Source organism: Streptomyces sp. Rer75 (assembly GCF_013414305.1).
Lineage (GTDB): Bacteria > Actinomycetota > Actinomycetes > Streptomycetales > Streptomycetaceae > Streptomyces > Streptomyces himastatinicus.
Genome location: NZ_CP058693.1, coordinates 1,288,943 through 1,310,237, shown reverse-complemented (window position 1 = coordinate 1,310,237; position 21,295 = coordinate 1,288,943). Strand labels below are relative to the sequence as shown.

2 protein-coding genes are annotated in these 21,295 nt (G+C 74.5%); both read right to left on the bottom strand.

Features of this window, described 5'->3' with window-relative positions; genetic code table 11:
- Positions 1-45: 45 nt before the first annotated feature.
- Positions 46-1,335, bottom strand: a complete 1,290-nt coding sequence (locus tag HYQ63_RS04850; protein WP_179932680.1) for an MFS transporter — start codon at positions 1,333-1,335, stop codon at positions 46-48.
- Positions 1,332-21,290 carry a non-ribosomal peptide synthase/polyketide synthase gene (locus HYQ63_RS04845; RefSeq protein WP_179932679.1) on the bottom strand — a complete coding sequence of 6,653 codons (19,959 nt, stop codon included), beginning with the start codon at positions 21,288-21,290 and terminating at the stop codon, positions 1,332-1,334. The genes HYQ63_RS04850 and HYQ63_RS04845 overlap by 4 nt, the downstream gene beginning before the upstream one ends.
- Positions 21,291-21,295: the final 5 nt, after the last annotated feature.

Genomic DNA, 21,295 nt, shown 5'->3' with positions numbered 1-21,295 from the left:
TGTCGTAGGGATCTTTTCGTGGGGATCTTTGCGTGGAGGTGGTTCTCAGGCCGCCGCCGGACGGTTGCCGGGCGGCGGGTTCGGGGACAGCCCGCGCAGGGTCGGGCTGGCGGTGGCGAGGACGGCCGCGGCCGCCATCCCGGCCGAGCACACCAGGATCGCCCGGTCGCCCGGCAGGGCCTGGGTGAGCAGTCCGCCCAGCGCGGGGCCCGCCGCGCCCGCGGCCCCGCAGGCGAGGGCGAGGACGCTGGTGAGCCTGCCGCGCAGTTGGTCGGGGGTGCGCAGCAGCTGCTCCGTCATGATCGCGGTGTTCGCGGTGGGCGGGAACAGCGCCATCAGGGCGAACAGCACCCCGGTCAGATAGCCGCTGTGCACGACGGCGGCGACCGGGGTGAGCACGGTCAGCGCCCAGAACACCGCCACGATGGCGCGGTAGGCGCCGAGGCGGCCGTGGAGTACGGGCGCGGCGAGCGCGCCCGCGACCCCGCCCACTCCGAGCATGGCCGCCATCACCCCGACCTCCCCGGAGGGCACCCCTCTGGTTCCGGCGAGCACGATGACGACGAGGTAGAAGGCGCTGAAGAACAGGTTCAGCACGACCGCGCACAGGATGGTGACCCGGATCCGGCGCTCCTGCCACACCCACCGCAGGCCGGTCAGCATGGCGTGGCCGAGCCTGCCCGGCGCGGTGGCGGGCCGCTCCGGCTCGGGCAGCCGGAGGAAGAGCAGCGCGACGAACGAGAGGGTGTGCATGACGGCGTCGGCCAGGAAGGGGACGAAGCGCCCCACGGCGAACAGGAACCCGCCGGTGGCGGTGCCCGAGAGCTGTCCCATAGACGCCCGCGCCGTGTTCATCGAGACCGCCGCGGGCAGCTGTGCGTCGTCCACCAGCAGCGGCAGCGCGGCGTTCTCCGCCGGTTCGAAGAGCGCGGCGGCGGCCCCGAACACCGCGGCGACGGCGACCATGTGCGGCACGGTGGCCGCGTCGCCCCACACCGCCACCACGAGGCTGATGGCGGACACCGCCTGGGCCGCCTCGCAGCCGAGCATCAGCGCCTTGCGGTCGTAGCGGTCCACCAGGACCCCGGCGGGCAGCCCGGCCAGCATCTGCGCGGCGGCGATCGTGCCCATCACCAGCCCGGAGGCGGCGCCCGAACCGGTGAGCGCCAGGACCAGCAGCGGAAACGCGATCATCGACGCGTGGAACCCGAACTCCGAGAGCGCCTGACTGCCCCACAGCAGCCGGTAGCCCCGGTTGCGCGACAGCGGCACCGGCGGGCGTGTGGACGGGGGCGCCTCCACCGGGCCCGACGGGGCGGCGCGGTCCCCGCTCATACGGCACCCCGGCAGTCCTGGGCGATGCGGCGCAGCGCGTCCGCGAAGTCCGCGGCCACCGCCGCCACGGTCGACTCCTCGTGGACGCCGGGACGGTAGTACCAGGTGAAGCCGAGGCGGCCGTTCTGCACCGCGCCCACGACCTCCAGCAGATGCGAACCGCCCTCGCGCGGGTCGTGGTCCTGGCCGAAGGATCCGTGCTCGGCGTGGACGAGTCCGTCCTTGGCCTCGGCGGACCGGGCGTCCCACTGGCCGAGGTAGTTGAACACGACCTGGGGCCCGGTGCCGGTGCCGGTCAGCCGCTCCCGTACGGCGTCCGTGCCGAAGGTCCGCAGCGCCCCGAAGCCGAAGCCGTTGCCGGGAACGGCCCGCAGACGACGCCTGACCGACTTGACCAGGCCGCGCCAGTCGACGGACGCGGAATCCCGCGCGGCGGGCAGGTCGAAGGAGACCGGGTACATCGTGGTGAACCAGCCCACCGTACGGGAGAGATCGGCGCCCTCGATGACGTCCTCGCGCCCGTGGCCCTCCAGTTCGACGGAGATCCGGTCCCGGCCGGTCCAGCGCGACAGCGCCAGCGCGAGGGCGGCCAGCAGCACGTCGTTGATGCGGGTGCGGTAGGCGGTGGGGGCGGCACGCAGCAGCGCCTCGGTGTCCGCCTCGTCGATCTCCACCGGCACCGCCCGGGTCTCGGCTGCCGAGGCTCCCGCGGCGGACGGCTCGTGGTCGATCGGCAGCGGCCGCGCGTCCAGCGCCGCGGCCCAGTGGTCGGCCTCGTGGTCCAGGGCGCCGTCGGCGACCTGCTCGGCGAGCTGCCGGGACCAGTCCCGGAACGAGGTCGTCTTGGGCCCGAGGTCGACCGGCTCGCCCCGCACGCCCTGCTGGTACGCGGTGTCCAGGTCGTCCAGCACGATCCGCCAGGACACCCCGTCGATGACCAGGTGGTGGGCGGTCAGGAAGAGGAACGGCCGCCGCTCGTCGCCGAACCGGAACAGCGCGGCCTTCAGCAGCGGGCCGCTGCCGAGGTCGAAGCCCGCGTGCAGGGCGTCGGCGGTCTTCTCCATCGCCGCGTCCGCCTCGTGCGCGGGCAGCCCGGACAGGTCGTACCGGGCGAGGACGGCTCCCGGTTCGGGCTCCGGGTCGAACTGCCGCCACTCGCTGCCCTCTTGCGTGAACCGCATCCGCAGCGCGTCATGGTGGATCAGCAGGGCGGCCAGCGCCCCTTCCAGCGCCGCCTCGTCCACCGCCTGGTCCAGCTCCAGCAGCGTGGACTGGTTGAAGTGGTGCGGGTTGACGGTGTGGGTGGCGAAGAACCACCGCTGGATCGGGGTGAGCGGAAGGGCTCCGGTCACCGGTTCCGCACCGCCCTCGTCGTCCCGTTCGTCCGTGGCCACGGCGGCGAGGGCGGCCACCGACTGGTGGGTGAAGAGATCCTTGGTGGACAGCCGCAGCCCCGACTGGCGGGCGCGGGAGACGACCTGGATGCTCAGGATGGAATCCCCGCCGAGGTCGAAGAAGTTGTCGTGCACGCCGACCCGGTCAAGGCCGAGGACATCCGCCCAGATCGCCGCGATCCGGCTCTCCATCGGGGTGCGCGGCGCGACATGGTCCGCGCCCGGGGCCGGAGCGGGGTCCGGATCGGGCAGGGCGCGGCGGTCGACCTTTCCGTTCGGGGTGAGCGGCAGCTCCGCCAGGGTGGCGAACGCCGACGGCACCATGTGGGGCGGCAGGATCCGGCCCAGGAAGTCGCGCAGCGAGGCGGCGGTTGGGGCGGTGTCCGGCGCCGGGACCACATAGCCGACCAGGCGCTTCAGCCCGGACGGATGCTCGGGCGTGGGCCCGGTGTCCCGCACGGCCACCACCGCCTCGCGTACGTCCGGGCTGCGCCGCAGCGCGCTCTCCACCTCGCCCGGCTCGATCCGGAACCCGCGCACCTTGACCTGGTCGTCGGCCCGGCCGACGAACCGCAGCTCGCCGTCGGCGGTCCAGCGCACCACATCGCCCGTGCGGTACATCCGGCTCCCCGCCGGGCCGAACGGGTCGGCCAGGAAGCGGGAGGCGGTCAGCCCCGGACGGCCCAGATAGCCGCGGGCCAGTCCCGCCCCGGCCACGTACAGCTCCCCGGCCACGCCCACCGGAACCGGGCGCAGCGCGGAGTCCAGCACATAGGCCCGGGTGTTACGGATCGGCCCGCCGATCGGCGGCACCCCCGAACCGGCAGCCAGCGGCCCGGACCAGGTGCTCACCACGGTCGCCTCGGTCGGACCGTACGAGTTGATCATCCGGCGCCCCGGGGCCCAGCGGTCCACCAGTTCGGCGGAGCACGCGTCACCGCCGACGATCAGGGTGCGCAAGCCCGGCATCCCCGCCTCCCGCGCCGCCTCCGGCACGGTGGCCAGCGCCGCCGGGGGAATCAGCGCATGGGTGACCCGGTGCTCGGTCAGCACCTGGGCCAGCCGCTCGCCCAGCAGCGGCCCCTCTTCCGCGACCACCAGCGCCGCGCCCCTCGGCAGGGAGATGCACAACTCCAGTACGGAGGCGTCGAAGCTCGGCGAGGCGAACTGGAGGACACGGTCCCCGGCCCGGACGTCGTAGTGTTCGGCGGCGGCGGCCGAGAAGCTCGCCAGCCCCGCGTGGGGGACCACGACCGCCTTGGGCACCCCGGTGGACCCGGAGGTGTAGATGACGTACGCCGGATGGTCCGGCGTCAGCCCCCGGACGGCCGGTGGATCGGCGGGGCCGTCCCCGGCCCACACCGACGCCGGGTCGTCGAGGACGACCAGGGGTTCGGCGTCCCGCAGCATGAACGCCACCCGCTCGGCCGGGTAGTTGGGGTCAACCGGCAGGAACGCGCCGCCCGCCTTCACCACCGCCAGCTGCGCCACCACCATCTCCACCGACCGCGGCAGCACCAGCGCCACCAGCTTCTCCGGCCCCACACCACGCCCGATGAGCCGGTGCGCCAGCCGGTTCGCCGCTGTCTCCAGCTCGGCGAAGGTGAGCCCGCCCGCCCCGGACGCCACGGCCGGGGCGTCCGGGGACACCGCCGCCTGCCGCTCGAACAGCTCGGCGAGCGTGGCCGGAGCCACGGGGTGTCCGGTGGCGTTCCACTCCACGAGCGTGCGCCGCAGCTCAGCCGGGGTGGCGAGCGGCAGCGCGCCCACCGCCCGGTCCGGGTCGTCGGCGATGCCGGTGAGGAGCGTACGCAGGGCCGCGCCCATGCGCTCGGCCGTCGACGCGTCGAACAGGTCGGTGCTGTAGCTGATCAGCCCGCGCAGGACGCCCCCGTCGGCCTCGGCGAACTCCAGCGTGAGGTCGAAGCTGGCGGTGCCGGTCTCGGGGGCGATGTCCTCCAGCGCGAGACCGGGCAGATCCAGCTGCCCGCCGGGGATGTTCTGGAGGACCACCATCGCCTGGAACAGCGGGGTCCGGCTGGTGTCCCGGGTGGGCTGCACCTCGTCCACCACCCGCTCGAACGGCACGCTCTGGTGGGCGAAGGCGTCCAGGACGGTGCCGCGCACCTCGGACAGGAAGTCGGTGAAGCCGCGCTCGGGGTCGACCGAGGAGCGCAGCACCAGCGTGTTCACGAAGAAGCCGATCAGATGCTCCGCCTCGGCGCGCTCCCGCCCCGAGGTGACCGTCCCCACCGTGATGTCCTCCTGGCCCGACAGCCGGGCCAGCAGCACCTGGGCCGCCGCCACCAGCGTCATGAACAGGGTGGTGCCACGGGCCTGCCCGTACTCCTTGAGGCGCCGGTTCACGGCCGCGGGCACCTCGAACTCCGCCGTCGCGCCGTGTCCGCTCCGCACTGCGGGACGGGGCCGGTCGGTGGGCAGCTCCAGCGGCTCCACATGACTCAACTGCCGCTTCCAGTAGGTCAGTTGCTCATCAGTGTGCGGGCCGGACAGCTCGGCCCGCTGCCAGGCCGCGACATCGGCGTACTGCACCGGAAGCGGTGGCAGCGCCGCCGCGTCGCCGCTCAGCGCCGCCCGGTACAGCTCGCGCAGATCGCCGATGAGCACACCGGTGGACCAGCCGTCGGTGATGATGTGATGCAGCGTCAGCGTGAGGGCGTGGTCCTCGGCGCCCAGCCGGATCAGCCCGGCCCGCAGCAGCGGGCCGCGCCGCAGGTCGAACGGGCGCTCCCGCTCCCGCGCCAGCAGCTCCGTCAGCTCCGCCTCCCGCCGGTCGGCGGGAACGTCCGACAGATCGTGGCGGGCGAGCCGCACCGCGGAGGGCTCGTGTACGATCTGCACCCCTCGCCCGTCCACCGCGTCGAAGGTGGTGCGCAGCGACTCGTGCCGGGCCACCAGCGCGGTCAGCGCGTCCTCCAGCGCCGGGACGTCGAGGGTGCCGCGCATCCGCAGCGCCAGCGGGGTGATGTACTCGGTGCTGTCCGGCGCGAAGGAGTCCAGGAACCACAGGCGTTGCTGCGGATAGGACAGCGGCAGCTCCGCGTCCCGGGGCACCGGGGTGATCGGCGCGGACACGGGGCGGCCGCTCGCCTCGGTGAGGGCCGCGGCCAGCGCGGCCACCGTCGAGTGGGTGAACACCAGCCGGGGCGAGACCTCCGCGGTGAACGCCTCCCGCAGCCGCGAAGTGAGCCGGATGCTGAGGATGGAGTCACCGCCGAGCACGAAGAAGTCGTCCTCGGCGCCGACCCGTTCGACCCCCAGCACCTCGGCCAGGATCGACGCCGTGCGCCGCTCGGCCTCGTCACGCGGGGCGACGTACGCCGCCCGGTCCGGGTCGGCACCGGGGGCGGGCAGCGCCGCGCGGTCCAGCTTGCCGTTGCGGCTCAGCGGCAGCGCGTCCAGCAGGACGACCGCGGACGGCACCATGTACTCCGGAAGCCCGGCCGCCACATGGGTACGCAACTCCGCACCGTCCACGGGCCGGTCGCCGCCCGGCACCACATAGGCCACCAGCCGCTTCACCCCGGGCCGGTCCTCCCGGGCCACCACCGCCGCGTCCGCCACCCCGGGGTGCGCGGTCAGCACGCTCTCCACCTCGCCCGGCTCGATCCGGAAGCCCCGGACCTTCACCTGGTGGTCGGCGCGGCCGACGAACTCCACCGTGCCGTCCGGCCGCCGCCGCGCCAGGTCGCCGGTGCGGTACATCCGCTCCCCGGCGGGCCCGTACGGATCGGCGAGGAAGGCCGCCGCCGTCGCGCCGGGCCGCCCCAGATAGCCGCGGGCCACGCCCTCACCGGCGACGAAGAGTTCACCGACGACACCGGGCGGGACGATCCGCAGCCGCGCGTCCAGGACGTACGCCCGCATGTTGTCCAGCGGCCCGCCGATCGGCACCACCTCGGGCACCTCGTCGGCCGCGGCCATCGGGAAGGCGGTCGCGAAGGTCGTCGTCTCGGTCGGCCCGTAGCCGTCCACCACGGTCAGCCCGGGGCACGCCGCCAGCACCCGGCGCACGGCGCTCGCCGGCACCACATCGCCCCCGGTCCACACCTCGCGCAGGCCCGCGAAGCAGTCCGGGGCGTCCGTGGCGAGCAGCCGGAACAGCCCGGCGGTCAGCCACAGGCCCGTCACCCCGTGCCCGGCCACCAGCCGCCGCAGCGCCGCCGCGTCCAGCTCGCCCGGCGGGGCCACCACCACCTGACCGCCGCGCAGCAGCGGCACCCACACCTCGTAGGTGGCGGCGTCGAACGCCACCGGGGAGTGCAGCGGCACCCGTTCGTGCCCGCCGCTCGCGAAGGCCCGGTGGAGGGCGAGCGCCGCCACATCGCGGTGGCGCACCCCCACGGCCTTCGGCACCCCGGTCGACCCGGAGGTGAACATCACGTACGCCAGGTTGTCCCGGTCCACCGGCACGGCGGGCGGTGTCCGCTCGCCGTCGCGCGCGGCGGCCACGTCGTCCGCCGTCAGCACGACCTTCGCGCCCGCCTGCTCCAGCAGCTCCCGCTGCCGTGCGCGCGGCGCGCGGGCGTCCACGGGGACGTACACCCCGCCCGCCCTGACCACCGCGAGCTGCGCCACGACGAGTGCGGCCGACCGGTCCATGAGCAGTGCCACCCGGTCCTCGGTGCGCACCCCCGACTCGGCCAGGACCGCCGCCAGTTGCCCGGACCACGCGTCGAGGTCGCGGTAGCGGAGGGCCGTGGCGCCGTCGGTGACGGCGATGGCGTCCGGGGTCCGCGCGGCCTGTTCGGTGAACAGCTCCGCGAGCGAGCCCGCGGGCAGCGGGCGGGCGGTGTCGTTCCCCTCCCGCACCGCCCGGCGCTCCTCGGTGTCGGTCAGCAGCCGCAGCTCGTCCAGGGTGCGCCCGGCGCCGTCGGCCATGCCCTCCAGCAGCGTCCCCAGATGGCGCGCGGCCCGCTCCGCCGTCGCCGCGTCGAACAGCGCCGGATCGTAGGCGATGTCGAACCCGAGCCGGTCGCCGAGATAGGCCCGGCAGCACAGCGGGAAGTTCGTGGCGTCCTCGGCCCGCACCTCCCGGATGGCGATCCCGGCACCGGCCGCCGACTCCTCGTCGAAGGGGTAGTTCTCGAAGACCACCATGGAGTCGAACAGGGCCTCGGCGGCGGGCAGTTCGCTCAAGCCCTGGATACGGGCGAGGGAGACGAAGTCGAAGCGGCGGGACTCGCTCTGCTGGTCCTGGAGCTCCCGCAGCCACCGCACCACATCGCGGCCGCCGTCGGCCACGGCCCGGGTGGGGACCGTGTTGATGAACATGCCGACCATCGTCTCCACCCCCGGCAGCCCGTCCGGACGGCCCGAGGCGGTGGTGCCGAACACCACGTCCGGCTCGCCGCCGTACCGGGACAGCAGCAGCGCCCAGGCGCCCTGCACCAGCGTGTTGACGGTCAGCCCGTGGCTCCGGGCCGTCTCGCGCAGCCGCGCGGACACCTCCCGTGGCAACTCCAGCCGGGTCAGCGCGCCCGACGCGGCCCGGTGCGCCTCCCGGGGCGGCCGGTCGTACGGCAGCGGGGTCCGGGCGCCGAAGCCCGCCAGGACGTCCCGCCAGTGCCGCTCGGCCCGCTCCTGGTCCTGCTCCCGCAGCCAGCGCAGGAAGTCCCGGAACGGGCGGCGCGCGGGCGGGGCCACGGTGCGGCCCTCGGTGAGCGCCGCGTAGTTCTCGCACACCTCGGCGAAGAGCTGCCCGGTGGACCAGCCGTCGAGCATCAGATGGTGCGAGGTCCACACCAGCATGATCTCGTCGTCGGTCAGCCGCGTCACCGCGATCCGGGTCAGCGGGGCCGACGTCAGCTCCATTCCGGCCGCCCGGTCCTCGGCGAGCAGCCGCTCCAGCGCGGCCTGTTGCCCGTCCGGGGAGAGGGGGCGCCAGTCGTGCCGGGCGGTGGGCAGCGCGGCATGGCGGCGCACCACCTGGACGGGCTCCTCAAGACCCTCCCAGCGCACCTCGCTGCGCAGCACCGGCGTCCGGTCCACGACCCGCTGCCAGGCGGCGGCGAACGCGTCCGGGTCGGCGATGCCGCCGATGCGCAGCGCGATCTGGTCGAAGTAGGCGCCCTGGGTGTCGACCAGGCCGTGGAAGAGCATGCCCGCCTGCAACGGGGTCAGCGGATAGATGTCCTCCACGTCCCTGCCGTCGCCCGCGATCAGGTCCACCTGGCGCTGGTCGAGCCGGGCGAGCGGGAAGTCCGAGGGGCTGCGGCCGCCCGCGCCGGGCTCCGCGCAGTGCGCGACGATCTCGCGCAGCGCGGCGACCACGTCCTCGGCGAGACGGCGCACGGTCGCCTCGTCGTACATCAGCGCCGGATAGGTCCAGCCCAGCTCGAGACGGCCGCCCTGGACGGCTCCGGTGACCTCCAGCAGATACGTACGGGCCTCGCCGCCCGGCGCGTCCCGCCCCGTCGAGGGCAGGGCGTCCTGGTAGAGCCCGGAGGCATCATCCGAGGCGACATCCCACTGGCCGTGGTAGTTGAACCCGATCTGCGGGGCCGGACCGCCCCGCAACTGCTCGCCCGCGGTGGGGGAGAGGTGGCGCAGCGCCCCGTAACTCAGCCCGCGGTGCGGTACGGCGTGCAGCTGCTCCTTGACGGACCTGAGCGTCTCCCGCCAGTCCGCGTCGGGTGCGACGGTCAGCGCGAGCGGGAACTCGGCGGTGAACCAGCCGACCGTACGGGAGAGATCCAGCTCCTCGAAGAGGTCCTCGCGGCCGTGTCCCTCCACCCCGATCAGCACGGTGTCGTCGCCGGTCCAGCGGGCCAGGCTCCGGCCGAGCGCGCTGAGCAGCACGTCGTTGATCTGGGTGCGGTACACGTCCGGGACGTCGCGCAGCAGCGCCTCGGTCTCGGCGCGGCCGAGACCGACGGTCACCGTGGCCGCCGTCTCCTGGGTGTTGGCGCCCCGGCGGTCGACGGGCAGCGGGGCGGGCGTGGTGTCCGCGGTGCGCGTCCAGTACGCCAGGTCGCCGTCGAGCCCGCCGGACCGCACGTGTTCCGCCAGCCGGGCCGCCCAGTGCGCGTAGGCGCTGCTCGCCGGGGGCAGCGCGGGCGTGGCTCCGGCGGCGGCCTGGTGGTACGCGGTCTCCAGGTCGCCGAGGAGGACGCGCCAGGACACGCCGTCCACGACCAGATGGTGGACGGTGACCAGCAACTCCGGCGGCTGCCCCGGACCGTAGGTGAACAGCAGGGCCCGCAGCACCGCGCCCTCGCCGATGTCCAGCCCGGTCTGCGCCGCGACCGTGGCCTCCCGCACGGCGCGCGACCGCGCCTCCTCGCCGAGGCCGGACAGATCGTGCCGTTCGAGCAGCGGCCCGGGCGCGGTGGTCAGGACCTCCTGCCGCCACTGACCGTCGATGACGACGAACCGGGTGCGCAGCGCCGCGTGGTGGGCCACGAGCGCGTCCACCGCCCGCCGCAGCGCGGCCTCGTCGAGGTCGTCGGCGAGCCGCAGCCGGTGGGTCATGGTGAAGTGGTGCGGATCGCCGGGCCGCCGCCCGTCGAGGTACCAGTGCTGGATCGGGGTGAGCGGCGCCGGGCCCGTCGGCGCGGCGGCCGGAGCGTGGTCCGGCGCCGGGGCGGACCCGATGGTCACCGCGAGTTCCGCGATGGTCTGGTGGCGGAAGACGTCCTTGGAGGTGATCCGCAGTCCGGCCTGGCGGGCGCGGGAGACGATCTGGATGCTGAGGATCGAATCGCCCCCCAGGGCGAAGAAGTTGTCCTCCACCCCGATCCGCGGGGTGCCGAGCACCTCGGACCACACGCGCGCGAGCACCGTTTCCGCCTCGGTGCGCGGCGCCACGTACGCGGTCTCCGCCTCCGGCTGCGCGGGCGGCGCGGGCAGCGCCCGCCGGTCGACCTTTCCGGCGTCGTTACGGGGCATCCGGTCCAGCGTCACGAAGGCCGCCGGGACCATGTAGTCGGGCAGGGTCCGCTTGAGCCGGGCGCGCAGCTCCACCGCGCCGGGCGCGGCGTCCGCCCCCGTGGCCACGAGGTAGCACACCAGCCGCCGGTGGCCGGAGTCCTCGCGGGCCACCACCACGGCGTCCTCGACCGCCGGGTGGTCCAGCACGGCGGCCTCGATCTCACCGGGCTCGATGCGGAAGCCACGGATCTTGACCTGGTCGTCGGTGCGGCCGAGGAATTCGAGCACCCCGTCCGCCGTCCAGCGGACCCGGTCGCCGGTGCGGTACATCCGCGAGCCGGGCGGGCCGTACGGGTCGGGGACGAAGTGGACCGCGGTCAGCCCCGGACGGCCCCGATAGCCGCGCACCACCTGGGCGCCGGCCAGATGCAGTTCGCCGGGCACGCCGGGCGGCACCGGACGCAGCGCCCCGTCCAGGACGTACGCCCGCACGTTGTGGCCGGGGCGCCCGATCAGCGGACGGTCCCCCAGGTCGGTGAGGCGCCCGTACACCGCGTCGACGGCGCACTCGGTGGGCCCGTAGAAGTTGTACGCCGCCACTCCGGGCACCGCGCGCAGCTCCCGCCACAGTGCCGCTCCGAGCGCCTCGCCGCCCACCATGACGATCCGCGGCCGGTGGCGGCCGCCGAACAGCCCGGCGGCCACCAGCCCTTGGAGATACGAGGGGGTGAGGTCGAGGAAGTCCAGTTCCCGGGCGCCGATCAGCTCGACCAAGGCGGCCGGGTCGAACCGTACCGCGTCGTCGATCAGATGCACCTCCTGGCCCGCGGCCAGGAACACCGCGCCCTCCCAGGAGGTGTCGAAGGAGAACGCGGCGGTCAGCGCCGCGCGCAGCGGACGGCCCGCCTCGGCCGCGTGCGGCCCGATGAGCCCGGCCACGTGGTCGTGGCAGAGGTTGACCAGCTGGCGGTGTTCGACGGCGACGCCCTTGGGGCGGCCGGTGGAACCCGAGGTGTAGTTGATGTACGCGGTGTTCGCCGGGCGCAGCGGGGAGCGCCGGTCCCGGTCGGTGGGGTCGGTGGCGGGAAGGCCGTCGAGGGGCGCGTCGCGCAGCGCCTCGGGGGTGAGGACGACCTCGGGGCCTGAGTCCTCCAGCAGGAACCGGGCGCGCTCGGCGGGCAGTTCGGGATCCACGTACAGATACGCGCCGCCCGCCTTGAGGACCGCGAGCTGGGCCACCATCAGGTCGGCGGTGCGCGGCAGCCTGACCGCGACCACCTTCTCGGGACCGGCCCCGAGGCCGATCAGGTGGTGGGCCAGCCGGTTGGCGCGGGCGTTCAGCTCCGCGAAGTCGTAGGTGGCGTCGGGGGCCACCAGCGCGGTGGCGTGCGGGGTGCGGACCGCCTGCTCCTCGAAGTGGCGCGGGAAGGTGGTTTCCGCCACCGGCAGGGCGGTGTCGTTCCACTCCTCCAGCACGGTGTGCCGCTCCCGGGCGGTCAGCAGCGGGAGTTCGCCCACCGGGCGGCCGGGGTCGTCCGCCACCGTTTCCAGCAGCAGCCGCAGCTGCCGGACCATCCGCCGCACCGTGGCCGCGTCGAACAGATCGGTGTTGTACTCCACGTACCCGGTCAGGGCGCCCCGGTGTTCCACGAAGTCGAAGCCGAGGTCGAAGGCGGCGGTCCGGCTCGGGATGCGGACCGTCTCCACGGCGAGACCGGGCAGGCTCGGCACCTCACCGCCCAGGTTGTGCAGCGCCACCATCACCTGGAACAGCGGGGTGCGGCTGGTGTCCCGCTCCGGCTGGAGCGTGTCCACGATCCGCTCGAACGGCACGTCCTGGTGGGCGAAGGCGTCCAGGACGGTGTCGCGCACCTCCCGGAGCAGTTCGCCGAACGCGCGGTCCGCACGCACCCGGCCGCGCAGCACGAGCGTGTTCACGAACATCCCGACCAGGCGCTCCAGCTCGGGCCGCTCCCGGCCGGAGGTCACGGTGCCCACCGCGATGTCCTCCTGCCCCGACCAGCGCGCCAGCAGCACCTGACAGGTGGCGAGCAGGGTCATGAAGAGGGTGGCGTCGCCGTGCCGCCCGGTCTCGCGGAGCCGGGCCACCAGCTCCGCGTCCAGCGTGAAGTCCAGCAGCGCCCCGTTCCTGGTCTGCACGGCCGGGCGCGGCCGGTCGGTCGGCAGCTCCAGCGGGGCCAGGTCGGCCAGGGTCTTCCGCCAGTGGTCCAGCTGCGGTTCCACCGCGGCGGCCCCGCCGTGCGGATCGCGTTGCCAGGCCGCGTAGTCGGCGTAGCCCAGCGGCAGCGGGGGCAGCTCGGGGCTGCGGCCCGTCACCGCCGCGGCGTACAGCTCGCCCAGGTCGTCGCTGATGACGGCGGTGGACCAGCCGTCCGTGACGATGTGATGCATCGTCAGCGTGAGGACGTGTTCCTCGTCGTCCAGCCCGATCAGGGACGCCCGCAGCAGCGGGCCACGGCTCAGATCGAAGGCGGTGGCGCCCTCCCGCTCCAGCAGCCGCTCCAGCTCCCGTTCGCGCTCGGCGGCGGGGAGGGCGGCCAGGTCGTGACGCGGCAGCTCGACCCGGTACGGGTCGTGGATCCGCTGCACACCGCGGCCGTCCACCTCGGCGAACGTGGTGCGCAGCGGCTCGTGCCGGGCCACCAGGCCGTCGAGCGCGGCGCGCAGGGCGCCGGTGTCGAGCGGGCCGCGCAGCCGCAGCGCGAACGGGGTCACATACTCGGTGTCGCGGTCGTCGAAGCCGTCCAGGAACCACAGGCGCTGTTGCGCGTACGACAGCGGCAGGTCCCCTCCCCGCGCCACGGCAGGGATCACCTCGCGCGGCGCGGCGCCGTCCGGTGCGCTCAAGCCGGCGGCGAGGGCGGCGACGGTGGCATGGGTGAACAGCGACCGCGGCGAGACGTCGGTGCCGAAGGCGGTGCGCAGCCGGGAGGCCACCCGGATGGCGAGGATCGAATCGCCGCCCAGGGCGAAGAAGTTGTCCTCGGCCCCCGCCTCCTCGACCCCCAGCACCTCGGCCCACACCCGGGCGACCGTGGCTTCCGCCTCGGTGCGCGGGGCGATCCGCTCGGCGCCCGTGGCGAAGCCGTCCGCGCCCGGGGCGGGCAGCGCCGCCCGGTCCAGCTTGCCGTTGACGGTCAGCGGCAGGGTGTCCAGCGGGACGTAGGCGGCCGGAATCATGTGCTCGGGCAGAGCGCGCCCGAGGAAGTCCCGCAGCTCGGCGGCGGACGGCGGCGTGCCCTGACCGGTGGCCACAGTGCGCGTGGCCACGGTGTAGGCCACCAGCCGCCGCACCCCGGGCCGGTCCTCGCGCGCGGTCACCACGGCGTGGGCCACCGCCGGATGCGCGGTCAGGGCGGCCTCGATCTCACCGGGTTCGATCCGGAAACCACGGATCTTCACCTGGTCGTCGGCGCGGCCCAGGTACTCCAGCTCCCCGTCCGCGCTCCACCGGGCCCGGTCGCCGGTGCGGTACATCCGGCTCCCGGGCGGGCCGAACGGGTCGGCGACGAAACGGGACGCGGTCAGCCCCGGGCGGCGCAGATAGCCACGGGCCAGCCCCGCGCCCGCCACGTACAGCTCGCCCACCGCGCCCGGCGGCACCGGTTCGAGGGCCGCGTCGAGGACGTAGATCCGCAGGTCGGGGATGCCGGTGCCGATGCCGCTGCCGGTGGCGCGGGCCGCGGTGGCGCGGTCGAGGGCGGTGTGGGTGACGTGCACGGTGGTCTCGGTGATCCCGTACATGTTGACCAGCACGGGCGCGGTGTCCGCGTGCCGCGCGTACCAGCCCTCCAGACGGCGCGGGTCGAGCGCCTCACCGCCGAAGACCACGGTGCGCAAGCCCAGCCGCGCCCCGGGGTTCTCTTCGTCCGCGCGCATCAGCGCGTAGAACGCCGACGGCGTCTGGTTGAGCACCGTCACCCGCTCGTCCGCCAGCAGCCGCAGGAACTCCTCCGGGGAGCGCGAGACCGCGTACGGGACGACCACGAGCCGGCCGCCGTGCAGCAGCGGCCCCCAGATCTCCCAGACGGAGAAGTCGAAGGCGTAGGAGTGGAACAGCGTCCACACATCGCTCTCGTCGAACGAGAACCACTGGCGGGTGTGCGAGAACAGCCGGACCACATTGGCGTGCGGGATGACCACGCCCTTGGGCATCCCGGTCGACCCCGAGGTGTAGATGGCGTAGGCGGGGCTGTCCGGCAGCGGCCGGGCCGCGGCCGGGACGGTGGCCGGGCGGTCCCGCAGATCGGCGGCCACCGCCGGGTCGTCCAGGCACAGCCGGGGCACGGCGGTGTCCGCCGCGATCCGCTCGTCCAGGGCGCCGGTGGTCAGCAGCAGCACGGGTTCGGTGTCGGCGAGCATATGGGCGATCCGCCCGGACGGCTGGTCCGGATCGATCGGCAGATAGGCCGCGCCGGTCTTCAGCACGGCCACGATCGCCACGATCATGTCGAGCGAGCGGGGCAGGGCCAGCGCCACATACCGCTCCCGTGCCGCGCCCTGGGCGGCGAGCCGGTGGGCCAACCGGCCCGCCCGCGCGTCGAGTTCCGCGTACGAGAGCGACTCCGCGCCACAGGTGACGGCCCTCGCATCCGGGGTACGGGCGGCCTGCTCCTCGAACAGGTCCACCACGGTCCGCTCCGGCGTGCCCTCCACGGAGCCGTTCCACTCCACCAGGACCCGCCGCCGCTCCTCGGCGGTCAGCCACGGCAGGGCCCGCAGCGGGCGGTCCGGGTCCGCCGCGATCTCCGTCAGCAGTCGGCACAGCCGGTCGGCGAGGGCGGCCGCGGTCCCGGCGTCGAACAGCTCCGGGTCGTAGCCGAGGTCGAAGCCGAGCCGGTCGGAGAGATGGGCGCGCAGGCTGAGCGGGAAGTTCGTGGCGTCGGTCGACTCGACGTCGAGGATCCGCAGCCCCGCCTCGCGCGCCGAGGAGTCGTCGAAGGGGTAGTTCTCGAACGCCACCATGCTGTCGAACAGCGGCGTACCGGCCGGCACCTCGCTCCAGGCCGACAGCTGGGCCAGCGACACGGATTCGAAGCCCCGGGACCCGGCCTGCGCCACCTGGAGTTCCCGCAGCCACTCGGCGGTGTTCCGGGCGCCGTCGACCCGTACCCGGGTGGGCAGGGTGTTGATGAACATGCCCACCATGGACTCGACCCCGGCCAGCTCCGCCGGGCGGCCCGAGACGGTGGTGCCGAAGACCACGTCGTCCTCGCCGCTGTACCGGGACAGCAGCAGCGCCCAGGCGCCCTGCACGATCGTGTTGACGGTGAGCCCGCGGCGCCGGGCCGCCTCGCGCAGCTCCGCCGAGACCCCGGCCCCGAGCGCCACCGCCACGGTCGCCGAGGACCCGGCCCGGTGGGACTCCAGCGGCTTGCGGTCGTACGGCAGCGGTGTGGGCGCGGTGACCCCCGCGAGCAGCGCCCGCCAGTGCTCCTCGGCCTCCCGCCCGTCCTGGCGGTCCAGCCAGTGCAGATAGTCGCGGAAGGGCCGCCGGGCGGTCAGCGCCGGGCGGTCTCCCCGGGCGGCCGCGGCGTACCGCTCGCACACCTCGGTGAAGACCTGGGCCAGGCTCCAGCCGTCCAGGATCAGATGGTGCGAGGTCCAGATCAGCGCCACCTGGTCAGCGGGGAGTTGCACGATGGTCAGCCGCATCAGCGGCGGCGCCGTCAGATCCAGGCCGAGCGCCAGATCCTGTTCCCGGAGCCGGTCCAGCTCGGCCGCGCGCCGCTCCTCCGGCAGCTCCCGCCAGTCGACGTGGGTGACGGGCACGGTGGCCCGGTGGCGTACGAACTGCACGGGCCGCTCGACGTCCTCCCACACCACGCCACTGCGCAGCACGGGCGTGCGGTCGACCGTCTGCTGCCAGGCGAGGGCGAACGCCTGCGGGTCGCTCACCCCGGCCAGGGTCAGCGTGGCCTGGTCCAGGTACACGTCCTTCCCGCCGCCCACCAGGCGGTGGAAGAGCATGCCTTCCTGAAGCGGGGTCAGCGGATAGACGTCCTCGGTCCCGCGCCCGTCACCGACCAGCCGGTCCACGCCCGCCTGGTCCAGCCGGGCGAGCGGGAAGTCCGACGGCGTACGGCCACCGGCGCCCGGCTCCGCGCAGTGGCCGACGATCTCCCGCAGCGCCGCCAGCATCGCGTCCGCGAGCCGCCGCACCGTGGCCCCGTCGTGGACGCGGTCGGAGTAGAGCCAGGTCAGCTCCAGCTCACCGGCCGCCACGACGCCCGACACATCGAGCAGATAGGTCGAGGGCTCATCGGCGGCGAGATCCTGCCCCAGGGTCTCTCCGGTGAGGGTGAACGCGTCGTCGCCCGGTGCGGAGCCCCACTGGCCGTGGTAGTTGAAGCAGATGCCCGGCAGCGGGGCGTCGCGCAGCGCACGGGCGGGGGAGCCGGGCGCGCTCAGGTGGGCCAGCGCCTCGTAGCTCAGTCCCCGGCGGGGCAGCGCCCGCAGCTGCTCCTTCACAGATTTCAGCACCGGACCCCAGCCGCCGCCGGGCAGGGTGAGCGTCACCGGGTACTGCGTGGTGAACCAGCCGACGGTCCGGGACAGTTCGACGGACTCGTCGATCTCCTCCCGGCCGTGGCCCTCCATCGCCACCAGCACCCGGTCGGTGTGCGTCCAGTCGGCGAGCACCCGGCCGAGCGCGCTCATCAGGACGTCGTTGATCTGCGTCCGGTACACCCCGGGCACCCGGCGCAGCAGTGCGTCGGTCGTGTCGTGGTCGAGCCGCACCCGGACCGTGCGGGTGGTTCCGGCGGTGGCGCGGCCCGGGCGGTCCACCGGCAGGTCCGCGCCGCCCGCCCGCGCCACGCCCTCCCAGTACGGCAGGTCGCCGTCCAGCTCCCCGGCCAGCACGTGGTCGCTCAGCCGGTGGGCCCAGCGGGTGAACGGGGTGCCGACCGGGTCGAGCCGCACCGGGTCCCCGGCCGCGGCCTGCCGGTACCCGGTCTCCAGATCGCCGAGCAGGATGCGCCAGGAGACGCTGTCCACGGCCAGGTGGTGCGCGGTCAGGAACAGCCGCGGCCGCGCCCCCGCGCCGCGCAGGATCAGCGCGGCGCACAGCAACGCGCCCGTGGCGAGGTCGAGTTCGGCGCGGGCGGCCTCGGCGGCCGCCTCGGCCGCGGTGTGCAGCGCGTCGCCCGTGAGTCCGGACAGGTCGTGGCGGCGGATCAGCGGCCCCGCCACCGGAGCGTCGGCATACTGGCGCCATTCACCGTTGTCCTGAACGAACCGGGTGCGCAGCGCCGGGTGGTGGGCGGCCACCGCCTCCAGAGCGGTGTTCAGCGCGGTCTCGTCCACGTCGTACGGCAGGTCCACCACCATCGACATGGTGAAGTGGCGCAGCGGGCCGTGGGTGGCGAAGAACCAGTGCTGGATCGGGGTCAGCGGCGCCGGGCCCGTCGGTGTCTCGGGGACGGTGTCGTCCGTACCGGGCGCGCTGCGCGGGGCGATGGCGGCGGCCAGGTCGGCGATGGTCTGGTGCAGGAACACGTCCCGGGAGCTGAGCCGCAGCCCGGCCTGGCGCGCCCGGGAGACGGCCTGGATGCTGAGGATCGAGTCGCCGCCGAGTTCGAAGAAGTTGTCCGACACCCCGACCGCGTCGGCGCCCAGCACCTCGGCCCAGATCCGGGCCAGCTCCTCCTCCACCGGCGTGCGCGGAGCCGTGTAGGCGGTCTCCCGCCGGGAGGCATCGGGCTGCGGGGCGGGCAGCGCCCGCCGGTCGAGCTTGCCGCTCGTGGTGAGCGGCATGGCGTCGAGGGCGAGGAAGGCGCCGGGCACCATGTGGCCCGGCAGCGTGCGCCCGAGGGCCGCCCGCAGCTCCTGCGCGGTGGGCGGCACGGCGGAGGCGGCCGGTACGTAGTAGGCGGCCAGCCGCGCGTGGTCGCGGTCGTCGGTCACGGCGATCACGGCCGCCTCGGCGACGGACGGCAGATCGAGCAACGCGGCCTCGATCTCGCCCGGTTCGACCCGGTGGCCGCGGATCTTCACCTGGTCGTCGGCGCGGCCGAGGTAATCCAGCTCCCCGGCGGCGGTCCAGCGGGCCACATCGCCGGTGCGGTACATCCGCGCTCCGGCGGGCCCGAACGGATCGGCCACGAACCGCGCGGCGGTGAGGCCCGGGCGGTGCGGATAGCCGCGCGCGAGCTGGTCACCGGCCAGATACAGTTCGCCCGCGACCCCGGCCGAAACCGGCTGGAGCCGGGCGTCGAGCACATAGGCGCGCAGATTGCCCAGCGGCCGCCCCACCACCGGACGCCCGGCGCCGCCGACCCGGGCGGCGAGCGCGTCGACGGTGCACTCGGTCGGACCGTAGAAGTTGTACGCCGTGGTGCCGGGGGCGCCCGCCAGCTGCCGCCACAGCGTCTGGCCGATGGCCTCGCCGCCCAGCATCAGCACCCGGGGGCGGTGCCGGGCGTCGGTGAGCAGCCCGGCCGGGAGGAGCTGCCGCAGATACGACGGGGTGAGATCCAGGAAGTCGATCCGGTGCCCGGCGATGTGGTCCACGAGCGCGGCCGGATCGAGCCGGGTGGTCTCGTCGATGAGGTGCAGCTCATGGCCGTCCGCCAGGAGCAGCAGCCCCTCCAGCGAGGTGTCGAAGGAGAACGACGCGGTCAGCGCGGCGCGCAGCGGACCGCCACCCGCCTCGGCCACGAAGCCGTGGCGGTGGCCCACCAGCAGGTTCACCATGGCCCGGTGGGTCACGGCCACCCCCTTGGGGCGGCCCGTGGAGCCGGAGGTGTAGATGACGTAGGCCGCGCCGTCCGGGTGCAGCGCGCCGGTCCGGTCGGCATCGGTGGGGTCGGTCGCGGGCAGCGTGGCGGGGACCGTACGCAGCGCCGCCTCGTCCAGCACCAGCATCGGCCGGGCGTCGGACAGCAGGAACGCGACGCGCTCCTCGGGGAGTTCGGGGTCGATCGGCAGATAGACGCCGCCCGCCTTGAGGACGGCGAGGATCGCCACGACCATGTCGGCGGTGCGCGGCAGCTTCACCCCGACGATCCGCTCGGGGCCGACGCCCAGCCCGATCAGCTGGTGCGCCAGCCGGTTGGCGGCCGCGTTGAGCGCCGCGAAGTCGTACACCTCGTCCCCGGCGACCAGGGCCGTCGCCGCCGGGGTGCGGGCCGCCTGCGCCTGGAACACGGCGGGGAACGTGGTCGGCTCGATGTCCAGGGCGGGGCCGTGGCCCCAGGCCGTCACCTGCCGCCGTTCCGCCTCCGTCAGCAGCGGGAGTTCCCGCACCGGCCGATCCGGCTCGGCGCTCGCCGCGTCGAGCAGCACCAGCAGATGCCCCGCCATCCGCTCGGCGGTCTCCGCGTCGAACAGCTCGGTGCTGTACTCCAGCAGCCCCCGCAGCTCCTGTTCGTCCTCCACGAACTCCACGCTGAGGTCGAAGGTCGAGGACTGCCGCGGCACATCGACGCTCGTCGCCGTCAGCCCGGCCGGGCGGGGCGCGGACCGCGGGGTGCTGTGGAGCAGCACCATCACGTCGAACAGCGGGTTGCGCCCGGCCTCCCGGCGCGCCCCCACGGCCTCCACCAGCCGCTCGAACGGCGTCTCGTCGTGCGCGAAGGCGTCGAGGACCGTCGTACCGGCGGTGTCGATCAGCTCGCGGAACGAACGCGCGACATCGACCCCGGAGCGCAGCACCACGGTGTTCACGAAGAACCCGACGGCGCGCTCCAGTTCGGTGCGGCCACGGCCGGAGGTGACGGTGCCCAGCGCGATGTCGTCCTGGCCCGACCAGCGGGCGAACAGCCCCTGGCACGCGGCGACCAGCACGGAGAACAGGGTGGTGCGCCGGTCCGCCGCCAGCTCCTTCAGCCGCGCCGCGACCTTCCGGTCCACGGTGAACTCGTGCACCGCGCCCGCCGATGTCCGCACCGCGGGCCGGGGCCGGTCGGTGGGCAGCTCCAGCGGGACGGTGTCCGCGAGCCGCCCCTTCCAGTAGTCGAGCTGCTTGTCCAGGGTGGCCCCGGAGAGCCGCTTGCGCTGCCACACCGCGAAGTCCGGGTACTGCACCGGCACCGGCGGCAGCGGGTCCCGGACGCCGTCGGCCGGACCGGCGCCGTACAGCGCGCACAGCTCGTCCAGCAGGATGCCCATGGACCAGCCGTCGGTGACGATGTGATGGGCCGTGAGCAGCAGGACGTGGTCCTCGTCGGCCAGCCGTATCAGCAGCGCCCGCAGCAGGGGCCCGGTCCGCAGGTCGAAGGGGCGGGAGTACTCGGCGAGCAGCGTGTCGTCCAGTGCCCCGGGATCGCCGGTGAGGTCGGCCACCGGCAGCGGAACCGCGGTGGCCTCGCGCACCACCTGCGACGGCTGCCCGTCACCGTCCTCGAAGACGGTGCGCAGCGCCTCGTGGCGCTCCACCAGGGCATCGAGCGCCCGGGAGAGCGCGGCCACGTCCAGGGCGCCGGTCAGCCGCAGGGCGACCGCGCTGTTGTAGCCCGCCTCGTCCGGCTGGAGGGTGTGCAGGAACCACAGCCGCGCTTGCGCGAAGGACAGCGGAAGCGGCTGCGTGCGGTCCGTGCGGGGGATCGCCGCGGTGCGTCCGGCCTTGCCCGCGAGACGGCGGCGGAGGGCTTCCCGCATTTCTTCGGGCAGGGCGGAGGCGCGGCTGTTCCTCGAAGACGTCATCTTGT